At 56.3% G+C, this 15,968-nt stretch carries 14 protein-coding genes and 1 pseudogene; 4 read left to right on the top strand and 11 right to left on the bottom strand.

The features are described from left to right. Positions 1 to 554: 554 nt before the first annotated feature. The 9 genes from PU724_RS28450 to PU724_RS28410 all read right to left on the bottom strand — a co-directional run bounded on the left by PU724_RS28450 (position 555) and on the right by PU724_RS28410 (position 9,568). Positions 555 to 1,343: an enoyl-CoA hydratase/isomerase family protein gene (locus PU724_RS28450; RefSeq protein WP_354424851.1), complete on the bottom strand. Its 789-nt coding sequence runs from the start codon at positions 1,341 to 1,343 to the stop codon at positions 555 to 557. A gap of 84 nt (positions 1,344 to 1,427) precedes the next feature. After that, the gene (locus PU724_RS28445; RefSeq protein WP_354424853.1) at positions 1,428 to 1,913 is read right to left on the bottom strand and encodes a PaaI family thioesterase; all 486 of its coding nucleotides are present in this window, start codon (positions 1,911 to 1,913) and stop codon (positions 1,428 to 1,430) included. Between the two features lie 123 nt (positions 1,914 to 2,036). Beyond that, entirely contained in the window at positions 2,037 to 2,828 is a 792-nt protein-coding gene (locus tag PU724_RS28440; protein ID WP_354424855.1) for an enoyl-CoA hydratase/isomerase family protein, read from the bottom strand. A 37-nt stretch (positions 2,829 to 2,865) separates the two neighbouring features. Continuing rightward, positions 2,866 to 4,458, bottom strand: a complete 1,593-nt coding sequence (locus PU724_RS28435; protein WP_354424857.1) for a class I adenylate-forming enzyme family protein — start codon at positions 4,456 to 4,458, stop codon at positions 2,866 to 2,868. A gap of 79 nt (positions 4,459 to 4,537) precedes the next feature. Then, positions 4,538 to 4,996 (bottom strand): MaoC family dehydratase, encoded by a 459-nt coding sequence (locus PU724_RS28430; RefSeq protein ID WP_354424859.1) that lies wholly within the window; start codon positions 4,994 to 4,996, stop codon positions 4,538 to 4,540. Between the two features lie 28 nt (positions 4,997 to 5,024). Further along, positions 5,025 to 6,224 (bottom strand): acetyl-CoA C-acyltransferase, encoded by a 1,200-nt coding sequence (locus tag PU724_RS28425; protein WP_354424861.1) that lies wholly within the window; start codon positions 6,222 to 6,224, stop codon positions 5,025 to 5,027. Positions 6,225 to 6,260: 36 nt separating this feature from the next. Then, entirely contained in the window at positions 6,261 to 7,058 is a 798-nt protein-coding gene (locus PU724_RS28420) for an SDR family NAD(P)-dependent oxidoreductase (protein ID WP_354424863.1), read from the bottom strand. A gap of 111 nt (positions 7,059 to 7,169) precedes the next feature. Beyond that, positions 7,170 to 8,930, bottom strand: a complete 1,761-nt coding sequence (locus tag PU724_RS28415) for an ABC transporter permease (RefSeq protein WP_354424865.1) — start codon at positions 8,928 to 8,930, stop codon at positions 7,170 to 7,172. A 26-nt stretch (positions 8,931 to 8,956) separates the two neighbouring features. Continuing rightward, a complete protein-coding gene (locus PU724_RS28410; RefSeq protein WP_354424867.1) occupies positions 8,957 to 9,568 on the bottom strand; it encodes a TetR/AcrR family transcriptional regulator in 612 nt (203 codons plus the stop codon). Positions 9,569 to 9,882: 314 nt separating this feature from the next. Here PU724_RS28410 and PU724_RS28405 point away from each other — a divergent pair, with 314 nt between their 5' ends. The 3 genes from PU724_RS28405 (at position 9,883) to PU724_RS28395 (ending at position 13,308) form a co-directional block, all read left to right on the top strand. Continuing rightward, complete coding sequence (locus PU724_RS28405) at positions 9,883 to 10,980, top strand: ABC transporter ATP-binding protein (RefSeq protein ID WP_354424869.1); 1,098 nt, start codon at positions 9,883 to 9,885, stop codon at positions 10,978 to 10,980. 242 nt (positions 10,981 to 11,222) lie between these two features. Continuing rightward, entirely contained in the window at positions 11,223 to 12,266 is a 1,044-nt protein-coding gene (locus PU724_RS28400) for an extracellular solute-binding protein (protein WP_426213702.1), read from the top strand. Between the two features lie 166 nt (positions 12,267 to 12,432). After that, the gene (locus PU724_RS28395) at positions 12,433 to 13,308 is read left to right on the top strand and encodes an NAD(P)-dependent oxidoreductase (protein WP_354424873.1); all 876 of its coding nucleotides are present in this window, start codon (positions 12,433 to 12,435) and stop codon (positions 13,306 to 13,308) included. Here the strand turns inward: PU724_RS28395 and PU724_RS28390 are convergent. Both PU724_RS28390 and PU724_RS28385 read right to left on the bottom strand, forming a co-directional pair. Continuing rightward, positions 13,293 to 13,536, bottom strand: a pseudogene (locus PU724_RS28390) (integrase core domain-containing protein); the annotation flags it as partial. The gene PU724_RS28395 and the pseudogene PU724_RS28390 overlap by 16 nt on opposite strands. A 220-nt stretch (positions 13,537 to 13,756) precedes the next feature. Then, on the bottom strand, positions 13,757 to 14,377 hold the full coding sequence (locus PU724_RS28385; RefSeq protein WP_426213701.1) for a TetR/AcrR family transcriptional regulator: 621 nt from the start codon (positions 14,375 to 14,377) through the stop codon (positions 13,757 to 13,759). 310 nt (positions 14,378 to 14,687) lie between these two features. Between PU724_RS28385 and PU724_RS28380 the strand changes: the two genes are divergently transcribed. Next, positions 14,688 to 15,932: an aminotransferase class III-fold pyridoxal phosphate-dependent enzyme gene (locus tag PU724_RS28380; protein WP_354424877.1), complete on the top strand. Its 1,245-nt coding sequence runs from the start codon at positions 14,688 to 14,690 to the stop codon at positions 15,930 to 15,932. Positions 15,933 to 15,968 lie beyond the last annotated feature (36 nt).

The following is a 15,968-nucleotide window of genomic DNA, read 5'->3' as shown; positions in this document are numbered from 1 at the left end:
CTTTCGCCACGTCCGTTCGATCGCAATCTGGTTGAGTGGGAAAACAGCTTGTCTGGGCGAACGCAAGGCTTCACGAACTCAGTAGCAATGGGCGTGCCAAACGATGAAGTTGTGCTCCAAGAGAGTTTCGCGCCGCGACGGCAACTACGGTGGTCGCCGTGATTTTGCGATCGTCCGCGACGAACTCACTCCAGAAATCCCCTGATTTTTTCCTGCCGGCTATGGCGCGTTGTTAACTTACTAGAAGAGATCGAAGACCGAAAACAGCCGCACAATCGGCCGAGGTCAGCCGAAGCCGTTACCCGCGGCCGCAGCGCGCCTTCTGAAGACCTCACCAAGAACGCCGCCGGCGTCCACAAGGTGCTGCGTGGCAAGGATCCCTGGATGCTCGGCGGAAGCGAATGGCCAAGGTGGAATTGAGACCGGGTAGCAACCTGCCAAGCGGCAAGGCCGCCCTCAGTTCCCGATTCCACGGTCATTACAGTTGGTTTAATTATAATCCATATCCCTTTCGCAGCCGACAATCTTCACATCAGAAAACATCATAACGAAACTTAGCAACCTTTAAATTTGGCCGGACGTCCTTCTTTCCAGGCTTGCAGAGCTTCAGATTGATCGTGGCTGTCCTTCGTGGACAGTATATAATCTTGTTCCATGTGCAGCGCCTGGAGGGTCGACATGCCGACCATATTGAGCAGCGCACTCTTGGCGGCGCCATAGGCAAGCGTGGGTCCATTGGCAAACTCAGAGGCCACTTCCATCGCTCGCTTCATCAAATCCTCCCCGCTTACAATTTCGTCGACAAGGCCCAGTTGCAGCGCTTCAGAGGCCGCGAGAGGTTTCGCCCTTAGGAGCAGTTTCCTTGCAATAGCGAGAGGCAAATAATGTGGCAGAAGCGACAAACCGCCTGGCGTGCCCAGGCGAAGACAGGTCGGGCCGAGCTTTGTCGTCTCGGCAGCAACTCGATAGTCGCAGGCCAATATGATGTCGAGCCCTGCGACATAGGCACCGCCCTGGACAGCCGCTACCACAGGCTTTCGCAGCGTTAGCAGACGGCGGATTAATTGGGCTGGTCCTTCGATCACTTCGGTGTCGGCGGAAACGTCGACATCGTACAACGGACCCAGCCCTTCCAGGTCATCGCCGGCGCAGAACATTCGACCTCGGCCCGACAGCAAGACGCAGCGAACCCTGGGATCCACACCCGCCCATCGAATCGCTTCGATCAGGCCGCACAGCATATTTCGAGTCAGCGCATTGAGTTTCTCAGGACGGTCTAAGACTATGCTTGCCACACCATCCGTCAGGTCCGCGTTGATATGCTCAGAGAATTGAGAGGCCATGATAGAAACTCAGCACCAAAATTGTTCAATTTGCCGATACGCAATCCGTCGCCTCGACCCTGGCTTAAGGAGCGCTTCGCGCCGCTAAGGAGACGCGCGAATTATCTTTATGATCCCGGAAAACCCTAGGATAGTGCGCTTCTCGGTCTCCAGTACGCCTTGAACGAAGATAAGGCTGCGCCCCGCGCGAACGACCCTACCCTGGCCACTGACCAATTGGCCGACTGAGGAAGACGAAGCGAACTCGCAGTTCAACGAAACGGTGACCCCATCATTGCCATCGAGACAGTCAGAAGCGATTGAGAAAAGAGTAAAGTCCGCGAAAGTCATGACCGCTCCGCCGTGCGTCGCGCCGCCTTCACGCAGGTTCTTTTCAGCGATCCGCCATCCGGTAATGATGTTTCCAGTTTCAGCCCTCCGGATGTAAAACGGACCAACGTTGGCCTCGTGAGGGTCAAGCCCGTTCCACCGCGACCAGCCATTCCACTCGCCGTCAACTTGAGCCGAAAGATTCATATTCGCGTCATGCCGCTTGCCGCCGTGCGACTGCGCCTCAATGCCACCGCCCATTCGGACCTGCTCCTTAATCTTACGGCGGTTTTGCTTTCCGACCGTTCAACCATATCCCCGCCTGCTCTTTTCAATCACGCCAGCTGAACGTCTGGCTGAAGTGAGATGCGGCCATCGATTCGATCATCTGCCCAGGAACTGCGGGGGTCTCTTTTCCTGCCACGCCTTCAGAGCCTCTTCGTAGTCATGAGTTCCGTATCCGGTCAGGGAATAATCCTGCTCCATGTGCAGGGCTTGAAGGGGAGACACCCCGATCATGCTCAGAAGGGAGCTTTTGATGGCGCCGTAAGCCAGTGTCGGACCCACCGCATACTTTTTTGCGATTTCCATAGCTCTGTCCAAGATGGCATCGGTTTCGACGAGTTCGTCTACCAACCCGAGCTTCAAGGCTTCTTCACCACCGATAGGGCGCGCTTCGAAAAGTATACGTCGCGCTGTGGCAATCGGCACGTAAAGCGTCAGAAGCGCCATGCCTCCGGCGCCTCCCAGACTCGCGCTGATTGGGCCTAATTTCGTACCCGCGGAGGCAACCCGGAAATCGCAAGCCAGTGCAAGATCGAGACCCGCCACGTAGGCTCCCCCTTGCACGGCGCACACCACTGGTTTGCGGAGTGCAATCAACCGGCTGAGAAGTGGCCCGGGGCCTTCAACGCATTCAGTCAATGGCGATGGCCCGGCGCCGTGAAGCGACCCCAGACCATCGAGATCGTCGCCCGAACAAAACATGCGCCCCTTGCCTGAAATCAGTACCGCTCTGACTTCAGGAGCCACACCTGCCCATTTAATGCATTCAATGAAGGAATTCTGAATAGTTCTGGTCATCGCATTGAGTTTGTCCGGGCGGTTCAACGCGATGTGCGCCACTCCGTCCGTGAATGTTAGTTCGAGATCGTCGCCAACTTGAGGACCAGCCACGTCATACCTCCTTTTTTACTCAATTTATTCTTGAGCGTCAGATAATGGACCGTTCGGATGAAGCGGATGCGACATTCATTTCTGCTGCAATTGCCGCAGCAAGTTCGCGCTTCTGTACCTTGTTGCTGGTGCCAACCGGCAGGTTGGAATGAAAGCGGACGTGACGCGGCTTCTTGTAGGAGGCGATGTGCTCTCCCACATAGGCCTTCACCTCATCCTCCGTCATGGAATGCCCTTCGTGGAGCACAATCACAGCACAGACTGCCTCTCCGAACTCCGGGTCGGGGACGCCGACAACAGCGGCCAGCCGCACCGATGGATGGCGCAGCAATGCTGACTCAATTTCGGCTGGGAAGATGTTTTGGCCCTTCGAGATGATCATGTCGCGCGAGCGGCCTTCGATGTAAAGATAGCCGTCCTCGTCCATTCGCCCTAGGTCACCGGTCTTCAACCATCCGCCTCTGAGCGCCTCCCCTGTAAGCTCGGGTGAATTCAGATAGCCGCTCATGACGCCTGGCCCGGCCGTCATGATCTCACCCACTGAGCCAGTCGGAAGCGTTGTACCGGCGGCATCAGCGATCTTCACCGCTTGACCTATTGTCACGCGGCCAACCGAGTAAGGATGCTTGTCCATCTCTTCTCCGCCAATGAAAGAGACAAGACCTCCTTCCGTCATCCCGTACCCAATCAACAGGTTGACATGGGGCCAGCGGTTCCGAAAACGGTTCAGCTTTTCGGGTGGGCATGCTTCGCCGCCCGTTATGGCAACGCGTAGGGTTTCGAGACCCACTCCAACCTGCCCGTCCGCCTCCAGCAACGGTACGATCATTGTTGGAAAGATCACGGCGTGGGTGATTTGCCAGAGATCGATGAGCTCTGACATTCTTTCGGCCTTCCATCCTTTGCTCGGCATTATGCAGACCGTCCCGCCGACAAGGAAGGTGGGGATGGTGATCTCGTTGATGCCGCCTGTGTTGAACATCGCCGGCGTTACAAGTAACCGCATGTCAGCGTTGTAACCTGGCCAGACTGCAATCTGTTGGAATGCATAATTCATGATGCAGGAATGGTTCAGCATAATCCCTTTCGGCTTACCGGTTGTGCCGGAGGAAAACAGGATGATGTGCGGATCGGTCCTCTCGAATGGGCCTTCCAGCACCTCGCCCCGCGTCATCTGATCGAACAGCGGACCGCCCGTCATCGTGGCCAGTTCGATCAAATCAATATGATGTGCAATGTTCTCGATCGCTATTTTTGCAACGTCGGCCAATCGCTCCTCTGTAAAGATTAGTTTGGCGTTGCTTTCCTCGACGACGGTCCTCAACTCTGCTGGCGCCAACCGAAAGCTTGCCGGTATCATTCGCAATCCCGCAAAGGCGCAGGCGAAATAGACCTGAAACATCTCGCCGCGGTTGAACATATGGCATAGAACGGTGTCACCTACCCGCAGCCCAGACTCGCGCAGCGCGCGGGCCATCGCCAATGCCGATCGGCGAAGTTCAGCGTAAGAGAGGCTTCCCCCGACCCACGTCAACGCTTCCTTTGCCGGGTCAATTCCAGCCGGGAGGCCCTCTCCGCCCAAAAGCCAAGCTACGGAGGTTTCTGACGAGGCGAAGGTGCGGCCGTGCATTTATTCATCCTTATCGAATTTTATCTTGACGACTTGGTTCAGGCTCAGGAGCGAATCTTCGGCGTGTCGGAGATACTATCTAAGGAAAAAGAAGGGCCACGAACTCGGCAACACAGGCGGGTTTGTCCTGTCCTTCGACTTCGACCACGACCCGAGTAATAATTCTGGCGTGATCCTCCTTGCGTTCGAGGGCGACCAGTTCCGCGCCGGCGCGAACGCGCCCTCCGACTGGTACGACAGAGGGAAATCGTAGCTTTTCCAGGCCGTAGTTCAGTTCCATTGCCAGGTTGTTGACCTCGAAGATTTCCGCCACCATGGGTGTGGTCAGGGCGACCGTCAGGAAGCCGTGGGCGATCGTGGTGCCAAACGGTCCGGTCTTTGCCCTGTCCTCATCTGTATGTATCCACTGATGATCGTCCGTCGCGTCTGCGAACTTGTTGATCCGATCCTGACTTACAACGCGCCACGGGCTGTAGCCGAGATGCGTGCCTACAGCCTTTGCCAGATCGTCTATTCCATCAAATTGGCGAGGATTCATAACCGCTAACCTTCTTCGTGAGATAACTTCATGCGGCTTCGAAAAGGCCCGCCGCGCCCATGCCCCCGCCAACACACATCGAGACGACAACGAGTTCCACCCCGCGCCGCCGTGCCTCCAGCAGGGCCGAGCCGACGCAGCGTGCACCTGTCATCCCGTAGGGGTGGCCAAGCGCGATCGCGCCGCCATTGACGTTGCATTTATGGGGATCGATCCCAAGCGTGTCCCGACAATGCACTGCCTGCGCTGCAAAAGCCTCGTTAAGCTCCCAGAGTCCAATGTCCTCGATGGCCAACCCGTATCGGGCGAGTAACTTTGGGATAGCGGCTATAGGTCCGACGCCCATCTCGCTCGGATCGCAACCTGTGACGACGATGCCGCGGTAGTAGCCGAGCGGGGCGAGGCCATGAGCCTTTGCGAAGCCGTCGGAAACCATGACGACCGCAGCCGCCCCATCCGACAGCTGTGAGGCGTTTCCTGCCGTTACCGTTGGCCTAGCGAAAGGCTCTCCTTGAGCTAAGACCGTCGATAGGCCCGCAAGCTTTTCCCCGGTCGTCCCAGGACGGACGCCCTCATCGTGCTCGAGTGTAAGCGTGACACGGCTAAGTTCGCCGCTCGCGCGATCGGTCTCGATCTTTTCGACGGTGATTGGGGCAATCTCTTCACCAAAGACGCCGCGTGCTTGTGCCTGAGCTGCGCGCTGGTGGGAAACCGTGGCCATCTCATCCTGACGAGCGCGGCTGATGCCATAGCGTTCGGCCACCAATTCCGCTGTTTGAATCATGGGCAGGTAGATGCCGGGCTGATGCCGAACAAGCCAGGGATCGCGCGCCCGGTAGGAGTTAATGTGACTATTTTCCACGAGCGAGACCGACTCGACCCCGCCGCCGATCACGACATTAAGCCCACCGCATTCGATCCCATGCGCCGCGACGGACACGGCTGTGAGGCCCGAGGCGCATTGGCGGTCGAGGGTCATAGCTGGAACGCCGTGAGGAAGTCCCGCCCTCAATGCTGCTTGACGGGCAGTATTCATTCCTGTCGTGCCCTCAGGATTCGCAACCCCTAAGACCACGTCCTCGACCAGGTCGCCCTCGATGCCCGCTCGATTGATGGCATGGGTAATAGCATGGGCAGCAAGGGCTTGGCCTTGGGTATCATTGAATGCGCCACGGTACGCCTTGCCGATCGGTGTGCGTGCGGTCGACAAAATTGCCGCCTTGGTCATTAGCTTCTTCCTTGGGTATGCCGTTTCGATCACCAATCACTTGGGCAGGCTTTCGCCACCGTCGATGTAGAGCGTCTGTCCCGTGACAAACGAAGCCTCGTCGCTTGCAAGGAACGAGACTGCTGCAGCTACATCCTCCGGGTAACCGACACGCCGGACTGGAGTCCCCTCCGCGCAAAGTTTTCGAAATTCGTCAGGTGCCATCCCAAGGCGGACAGCGGTCGCATCGGTCATGTCGCTAACGATGAAGCCAGGCGCCACGGCGTTGACATTGACACCGCGCGGGCTCAACTCGATAGCGAGCGTCCGGGTAAGGCCCTGTATGGCCATCTTGGCGGCGGAGTAGTTTGCTTGTCCGCGAGCCCCCAAGGCCGAGACGCTGGATACATTGACTATCTTTCCGTAACCCTGCGCGACCATGTACTTCTGAGCGCTCCTGCTCATCAGGAAGTGACCGCGCAGGTGAACCCGCATAACTACATCCCAGTCGTCCTCGGTCATCTTGAACAGCAGATTGTCACGTGTAACGCCGGCATTATTCATAAGGACGTGCAGTCCGCCGAGCATCTCTTGCGTCTGCATCACGACGGTTTCGACCGAGGTGGCATCCGTCACATCGGCGCCGACGCCGATGGCACGCGCCTCGCCCACCAACGGCAATCTACTGGCCGCCTGGCCTGCCGCCTCGGCATCCAAATCGACGATCGCGATAGATGCACCCTCACGAGCCAAGCGGCTCGCGACACCGAATCCGATTCCTCGCGCAGCCCCCGTGATTAGCGCCACCCGGCCCTTAAAGCGGCCTTCGCTTGTAGCTTGTGTAGGCTGATCCATCTGATCTCTCTTTCGTCCGTTTGAGAGCATTGTTTTTTCAATCACACCGAAGAGAATGCTGACCCTTCCCTGGATCGAGAGTTATTATCGGTTACGCCCTTTGCCCTTTTGTCACGCGTCCAGGAATTGACGGCGCCGCCCTCGACGCAGCACGCGCAATGCAGCGACGCTGGCCGCGATTAGGACTGGCAAAGCGATCATTGAGGCGACAGCGGATACAGCCGGCGTGATGCCACTCTTGACCATTGAATAGATTGCGACCGGCAGGGTTCGATTGAACTGCGTGATGAAGATCGACAGCACGGCCTCGTCCCAAGACGTGACAAGCGCGATCACGACCGCACCCACGATCGCCGGGATGACGTTTGGCAATACGACCTCGAAGAAGCCCCGAGTTTGGCTGGCCCCCATCGTCCAAGCAGCCTGCTCGATCGAGATGTCGATGGCTGACAGGCCATTCGCCGCCACAAGAAACGTCAGCGGGAGACAGATGAGGGAATGCGCAAGGACCAGACCTAGGTCTGTGCCCACAAGAGATAACCGGCCGAATACATCATACATGCCGATCGCAAGCAAAATCTGCGGAACGATCAATGGGCTTATTGCTACGACCTGGATAAGAGCGCGCGCCGGCGGTGACACAACCCGAGTTCCAGCCCTTGCAAGTGCGAGCCCACAGAAGGTGGACAACAGAGCCGTCAACCCTGCAATACGGACCGACATCGTGAAGGACTGACGCCACGATGCGGAAGTGAGCACTTCCTCGTACCAACGCCAGCTGAACCCCACAGGAGGGAAGCGGACTTGTGATGTCTCGGTAAAGGACGTGAAGAGCACGATCACAAGCGGAGCTATCATCAGTACGAGGTTGAAGATAAAGACTATGATGCAAGCAATGTTAACCGGCGTGAGCCGCAGGGGTGGATTTGCTGCGACGCCGCGACCCACTGATTGCATGGGCGACAGAATGTCTCTACCGGCCAAACGCAGGGCAATAAAATAGCCCAGCAATGAAAAGGCCAGCAAAGCAATCCCCATAGCGGATGCCTTACCCCACTGATAGGATTGAAGCTGTTGCTGGATGAAGAGTGGAATTGTGAGGTTATGAGGTCCACCAAGGATGGCTGGGGTTAAGAAAAATCCCAGCCCCATGACAAATATGACGACCAATCCGCCCACTAAAGCAGGGCGGATTTGAGGAAAATAGATGTCGCGAAAGATCCTATATTCGGAAGCTCCCATTGTTCTGGCTGCAGTAAGAACGGACGAGTCCAAAGCAAGCATCGCCGACAGCAAGATCAAAATAAGGTAGGGTAAGAGGTAGGACACCATGCCAACCACGGTTCCGAATGTGTTGTATAACATCGGAAACGGCCCCAGCCCAATTGATCCTGCTGCGGTGTTGATGATGCCGTTTTGCCCGAGGATGGTTGTGAAAGCGAAGAGCCTTACAATTATCGACACCCAGAAAGGCGCAAAGATGAGAACCATCATCGCAGATGCGATCGAGGCCGACATGCGAGAGATCAGATAAGCCGTAGGAAATGCGAGAACACCACAAACAAATGTCGCGACGGCGGCCAAATATAAGCTCTGCAATGTCACTTGAAGTAAAAGACTATCCGTGAAAATAGAAGCATAATTTCCCAGGTAGATCTGATGGAACAAAACTACCTTTCCATTTTCGTTCAAGCTGCGCACAACAATCGTGCATACGGGCCAAACCAGACATAACGTGAATATCACCAAAGCGGGCGCGATCAACAAGCCAGTTGCGAGCGCGGAATTCGCAGTCTTTTTGTCAGCTCGTCCCATTTGCAGAATTCCATTCCCCGCTAAGATCACCGCTCCGATAATGAGATGCTCCCGCATCGGAAGCTCGATCCGCCGTTCTGCCGCTAGCTCACAACCGCCTGGTCACTGCGAATTAGGCGCCCAATCCAGTAGCGAACCGGAGAGTGATTGCGCACTCGCTGAAGGACGGACGGATCGAGAATGGCCTGAATTGTCAAGCCATCGGCCAAGCAGATGAGGTCCATGGCGGCTTGCTTGACATCAATCCCCGACGAGATATCGCCGTCAGTCTGGGCGGCCTTGATTGCCTTCGCGACGGATTTGCGCCAGTCGAGCAGATAAGATTGGATCTCACGACGCAGATCCGGATCGGCCATCGCTTCAACATAGAAGAAAACAAAGATGCGCCCCAGGGCAAGTCGCCTGGCATCCAGCGGTATGCCAATCTCCAGGAGTTGCTCCAAAGCCACCAGCCCAGAGAAGGTGGAAAGGGCGCGCAAGTTGTGCGCCCCCAGAATATCCGCGGCTCGGCGTAACCCGCCCAGCAGAAGATCCTGCCGGCTCTTGAAATAGTGAGCGATAACTCCAGTGGACCATCCGCCCTGTTCGGCGACGAACCTGATGGTAACTCCGGACAGGCCGTGCTCCGCCACGACATCCAGCAGAACATCGCAAATTTCCTGACGCCGAAGCTGATGATCAACGATGCGGGGCATAGGCGCCTCATTTTCGACCCGACACCATTTGCCGGCGATTGGATAACCCGGCGCCGCTTAAGCGCTCCTCCCGTACCAGACAGATGTCAGTTATAGGTCGGTTGTTATAAAAAAACATGCATACCGACCTTGGTCAAGCTAAATTTTCGCCCGCCAGGAGCTCCCTCCCCCAAAATTTCCTTGCAAATTGGCGCATGTTGGTGCAACTCTTGGAGTTATCACGGCGAGCCGGGGTATCTTATTTATATCAGTCGTCTTAAAAAGGGTGGAGGCAGATGTCCTTTTCTCGCTGGAGTTGGAGGCCTGAGGGGGTAGTGCCAAATCACGAGACCGCCGCCGACTTCGTGTCTGTTGAGAATCTGAAATTGGCGTTCCCCAACGGATACGTAGGGCTCAAGGAAACGTCGATATCGATCAAGGCCGGACAGTTTTGCACCCTGCTCGGGCCGTCCGGGTCAGGCAAGACGACCTTGCTTCGTGCAATCGCTGGACTGGTCGCCCCCACATCCGGAACAGTCCATATCGACGGAAAGAATGTGACTGCACTGCCAATCCAAGGGCGCAATATCGGCTTCGTATTTCAAAACTACGCGCTGTTTCCCCACATGACAGTTGCGGAAAACATCGACTACCCGCTGAAGGTCCACAGGTGGGCGCCGCAGCTGCGCGCGAGCAGGGTCAAGGAAATCCTTGAGCTCATCGAACTGCCCGAACTTGCTCGGCGACCCGTAGGGGAGCTTAGCGGAGGCCAGCAGCAGCGGGTCGCCATCGGGCGAGCCCTTGTCTATCGGCCCTCCTTGCTTCTGCTGGACGAACCGATGGGAGCACTTGACCGAAGGCTCCGGCAGCAGCTCGGAACCCAGCTCCGCGAGATCCAGCAGCGCACTGGCATAACTGCGCTCTATGTCACCCACGACCAGGAAGAAGCATTCATTCTGTCGGATCGCATTGCCATCATGAATCGTGGCGAAATCCTACAATTCGACGAGCCAACCCGGCTCTATCACCGCCCCAACTCGCGCTTTTCAGCGGAATTCCTGGGCGAGGCAAATTTCATTGACGCAACGGACGCGTCGATCGTTGGCAGCCAGACTATCGTTGCCACGGAACTCGGCAATTTTCCGGTTGTCGACGATCATGATACGAAGCCGACAGGAGCCTCACGGACGGTGCTGCTTAGACCGGAGAGCATCACCCTCAGCATTACCCCTGAGGCACCGGCGAGCCATTGTCCGGCAGTTCCGGTTACTCTTCGGAAGACGTTGTTTCTGGGTAGCCGCTGCATGGTCACGGTCGTGAGCCGCATGGGAAAAGAGCTGCTTGTCGAGTGCAGGCAGTCCGAAATCCCTCAGACTTCTGGCCAACTTTATGCAAGTTGGCCAACTGCTTCGGCCGTTTTGGTGAACCGTTAAAGTCGAGCCTCGCGGCCGCTGGGCGGCAGGCGAATGGGTAGGTTGAGCGAATTTGGTCGTCGCGGCAAGCCATTTAAAGGCTCTTCATTTCTGCTCGCAAATGATGGGAGGTTCCAATGGGATAATCGCCTGCCAGCGGAACTAGATAACAAAAGCTACGCAGACATTTATATTAATGGGAGAAAATCATGGGACATAGATCGATCTGCAATAGGCTCGCTGCATCTCTGTTAGTCGGGAGTATGATTTTTGCCGCCGGTGCTCTCGCTCAGGATAAGGTACTACCCGACACCGTAAAAAGCGGCCTGGGAAGCCAGTTGGTTTGGTATGACACCGGCGGCGGCACGACATCACGGGTCCGCACTGAAACATTGAATGCGGATTTTAAGGGAGAAACCGGTGTCGATGTCGTTGCCGATTACAATCCCGACATGACGAAATTCTTTGCCGCGATGGAGAATGGAGCTAATATTCCATGGAGTATTATCGATGTTCCGTCCATGGGGGATTTTATTAGAGCGCGTGACGCTGGTTATTTGGAAAAGCTTGATCCAAATATTATCGACTTCGGCAAGATGGACGAAGGAACAAACTATCAATACGGCTTTGGGTCGCAAAGGTTCGGGATCGTATTCACCTACAATACGACGGCCTTCCCCGCTGACAAGCAGCCGGCCGGCATCAAGGACCTTTATAATCTCAAGGACTTTCCGGGCAAAAGATGTCTATTCAATTATCCGCAGTTCTCGGCAGATCTGGAATCAGCTCTGCTCGCTGACGGTGTCGAGCCCGCCAAACTATATCCGCTCGATCTTGATCGAGCGTTCGCGAAGCTCGACACCATAAAATCCCAGATTAACTGGTGGTCTAACGGCGATGAGTCGATACGGATGCTGTCGACAGGGGAATGCTCGATGGGCATCGCTTGGAACGGACGCGTATTTTCCGCCATTCAAAACGACCACGTCCCGCTAAAGATGGTTTGGAGTGGGTCACTATATTCGCAAAGCATAATGGCCATCCCGAAGGGCGCTCCTAACGTCAAGGGCGGACAGGCGCTGATTGCGCATTTTGTTGCGGATCAAAAGGGTCAAATCGAATTCGTGAGGCGAATTGCGTATGCCTCGGGAATCAAGGGGCTAAATGCCGCCAGCTACGGCCCCGACGTTGCGCCCTACATTGTGACGCCCGAAAACGCGGCAAACGCCATTGAGGAGAATGGCGAGTACTACGCTAAGAACCTCACAACGGTCCTCGATCGCTTCAACCGTTGGATGGCCCAATAATCCGAGCCGCGAGGGTTATCCGACGGCTCCAGTGTTCAACGGATGCGTTTGATCGCAGATCGATAGCACCGGATCTGAAAACAGCAGAGCGACCGACGCATGGGCCGCGTGGCCGCTCTGCAAGGCGTTAACCAGCAGAAGTCCCAGTTTTCAAAGGAGTTGCCAAATGCGCGAAACCAAGGCTGTCACGCTCTTAGGGATGGGGGCCATGGGCAAGGCGCTGGCGTTGGCAGCTATCGAGAAAGGCTGGCGCACAACCGTGTGGAACCGCAGCCCTGAACGCTTGCGCGGCCTCACAGAGAGGGGCGCTCAGGTCTGTGGAACGCTCGAGGAGGCAGTCAGTTCGAACGATCTAGTTGTCATTTGCCTTCACAATTATGCATCCGTGGCAGAGACGGTCGCCAGCGTCAGCGCGAATGCTATTCGAGGCAAGCAGATCGTCAATTTGACAACGCACACGCCTGACGAAGCCCAGGCGCTTCACGAATGGGCGCTCGATCTCGGTATCACTTATGTACAGGGGGCGATTTTGGCGACGCCGGCAATGATTGGCAAGTCCGATACTAATATAATCTATTGCGGATCCAAGCAGTTGTTCGACGCTCAAATCGGCCTGTTCGAATGCTGGTCGACCGCAATATTTGCTACAGAAGATCCCCGATCCGTCCCTTACCTGGATCTAGCCTTGCAATCGACCATGTATTCCCTCTTCACCGGTTTCCTGCATGGCGCGGCAATGGTTCAGGCGGCCGGCATGAAGGCCGCGGATTTCGCAAATCTCGCCCATCCTTTCATGTGCGCCATGTCCAGATCGTTTCACAATAGAGCGATGGTGGTTGATACGGGCGAATTTTCCAAATCCAGCAAGATGCTGGCTTTCACAGGGACGATTCTCGATATCATTGTCGATGGCTGCATCGCGTTGAATGTGGATCCGCAGCCGATGACTGAAATTCGTTCCCGCATAGACGCGCAGGTCGAACAGGGGTACGGGGACGAAGGTTTCGACAGGCTGATCAAAACCTATCAAACACGACCGTGACCAACTCCCGTCGTGGTCCTGCAGCTGGCTGTGGCGCCCAACAGGTTGTCCTTAGTCGATCCGAGGCGGCAGATAGGTGGCTTTGATTAAGCTGCCGCGTGGCCTGTTTCGATTGTAGCGATGAAGCCATCCTGGCAGCTCCGCCGGTTTGTTCATCGGAAGTGTCATAAGCTCGGACGTAGCCCATTTGCGCAGGCTGGTTTGGATGAAGCGCTCAGCCTTGCCATTCAAGTTCAGACCCACAGTTGGTGCTGACAATTCGAGCGCGAATAGCGGTCGAGATCACGCCAGCGAACGTCCAATCCGTGGCGCGGCCAGCGCTTCGTGCTGTCGACCCGCAAGCACAACTGGGTCGAGGACCGCGTCATGTTCTACGACGCGGAGGCCGAGCAGGCCGGCGCTTCCCTTGGTCGAAACCGCTCCGCCCAGCGCGTCACTATCTTCACGGTCACGCTGTCCTGGCGGCAACGTAATGGTGGATCAGTTCGTAGACTTCGTCCTGGATTTGCGAAAGGGAATGCTGTTCGCTTCCCTCGTAGTTGTACCACAACACGCGAGAGGGGACGCTAGCGACGAAGAACGCTCGCACGGTATCGACATTCACCGGCCGAAACACGCCCAGAGCGGCGCCTTCTTCGAGGACCTTGCGCAGACGGTTTCGGGAGTATTCATTGAGCTCCCTGTTCACTCCACGGTCAATCAACCCCTTGTTCGCGATGTCCATAAGCTCCATGCGGGCATTGAGCTCGTTCTTATACATAATGCGCGTAACCTGATCCGTGATAAAACGCAGCTTGTGCTCCGGTGATAGACCGGAATCCGGCTCCCCATATAGTATAACTTCTCGCGCAATGCTTTCTGCTAATGCCGTCAACAGACCTTCGCGTCCATCGAAGAAGTTATAAATTGCTGACGGCTGAACACCACACAGCTTCGCGACATCCAGAATTCGAACATTTTCTATTCCACGATCTGCGCAGACAATCTTGGTCTTGTCGAGTATTATTTCCTTCGTCAATCCTCGCGATACGCCCCGCTTACCTCTCGCAACACTAAATTCGGTGGCCATATTTGGCTTTGGCTTGGCCATAGTCGTTCTCACGCCTCATTGATAGCAGAACAGATTGATTATTAACCCCAGTCGAGTCGGACACAATACGCCGTCCGCCACCATATCATCTACGACTCGCTTTGAATCAAAACGCCAACGTGCAGCCTACAGACGAATCCCAGGCTTGACAAATTGAAGTTAATTCATTTCATTAGGCGGGTCTAGTTGTGTGCCTGCTTAGTCGCCCGGAAACGTGAGCCGCGATGGAGCAGGAGGGTGAACAGCCGCCCGCCTACGTATCGCTTAGCTCACGCACCAAGGATTTGAGATGACTGAAGCACTCCCCAACAGCCGTGATCGCAGCCTGCGCGCACGTTCCTTGCAGGTCATCCCGAACGGGATATGGGGCCATATGGCCGTGCGTCTGATCGCGCCGGAATATCCGCAGTTTTTCGCGCGCGCGGATGGTTGCCGGGTGTGGGACGTCGACGGGAACGAATACATCGATTTTATGTGCGCCTGGGGGCCTAACGTGCTGGGCTACCATCATCCCGAAGTCGACCAAGCCGCTCTGGAGCAAATGAAGCGCATGGATGCCGGCAACGGCCCAGCCGAAGTTCTGGTGGACCTTGCCGAGCTCCTCGTCGATACTGTCGATGGAGCCGCGTGGGCGATGTTCCAGAAGAATGGCACCGACGCAACCACGACCGCCGTTACCATCGCCCGCGCCGCAACCGGGAAACGAAAAATCCTTGTCGCGAAAAGCGCCTATCACGGTGCTGTTCCGTGGTGCTCCCCCTCGATCGTGGGTGTCACAGCCGAGGATCGCGCTCACATCATTACATTTGAATTTAACGACATCGAAAGCCTCCAAGCCGCCACCGCGCAAGCCGGTGACGATCTCGCGGGAATCATGATGACCCCTTATCATCATCATTTGGCGGTCTACCAGCAGATGCCAACGATTCCCTTCCTGGAGAAGGCGCGCGAAATTTGTGACCGTGCCGGCTCCGCGCTTATTCTTGACGACGTGCGCGCTGGGTTTCGTCTGAACGTTCGTGGCAGTTGGGCCGAAACTGGAGTCATCCCTGACCTTGCCTGCTACTCCAAGGCGATTGCAAACGGGTGGCCGCTTGGCGCGGTGCTAGGAAACGAAAAGTTCCGCGAGGGGGCCTCGAAGATATTTGTGACCGGTTCCTTCTGGTATGGCGCAGCCCCAATGGCTGCTGCAGTCACCACCATCAAGATCCTGCGTGACACGGATGCGATCGCACACACTGCGGCGATGGGCCAGCGCCTTCGCGACGGTTTGGAGGAAGCCGCCAAGCGCCATTGCCTAAAGCTCGATCAGTCTGGCCCGACTGCAATGCCGATGGTCCTGTTTGAAGGAGACAAGGACTTGAAGTTAGGCATTGCCTTCTGTGAGGCAGCCCTGCGGCGGGGGGTCTATTTCCACCCCAAGCACAACATGTTCCTCTGCGCGGCCCATCAACCCGCCGATATTGACCGCGCGGTCGAAGCGGCTGATGGCGCAATGGCCGAGGTGGTGGCCAGAGGCGCAGTTCCAGCCTGACGGCGCAAAGGGCGACAGTTCGGGTTTCATGAGGTG

It is taken from the genome of Mesorhizobium abyssinicae (assembly GCF_049887195.1).
Lineage (GTDB): Bacteria > Pseudomonadota > Alphaproteobacteria > Rhizobiales > Rhizobiaceae > Mesorhizobium > Mesorhizobium abyssinicae.
The sequence above is the reverse complement of the archived record's forward strand: the minus strand, read 5'-3'. Positions and strand labels throughout refer to the sequence as shown.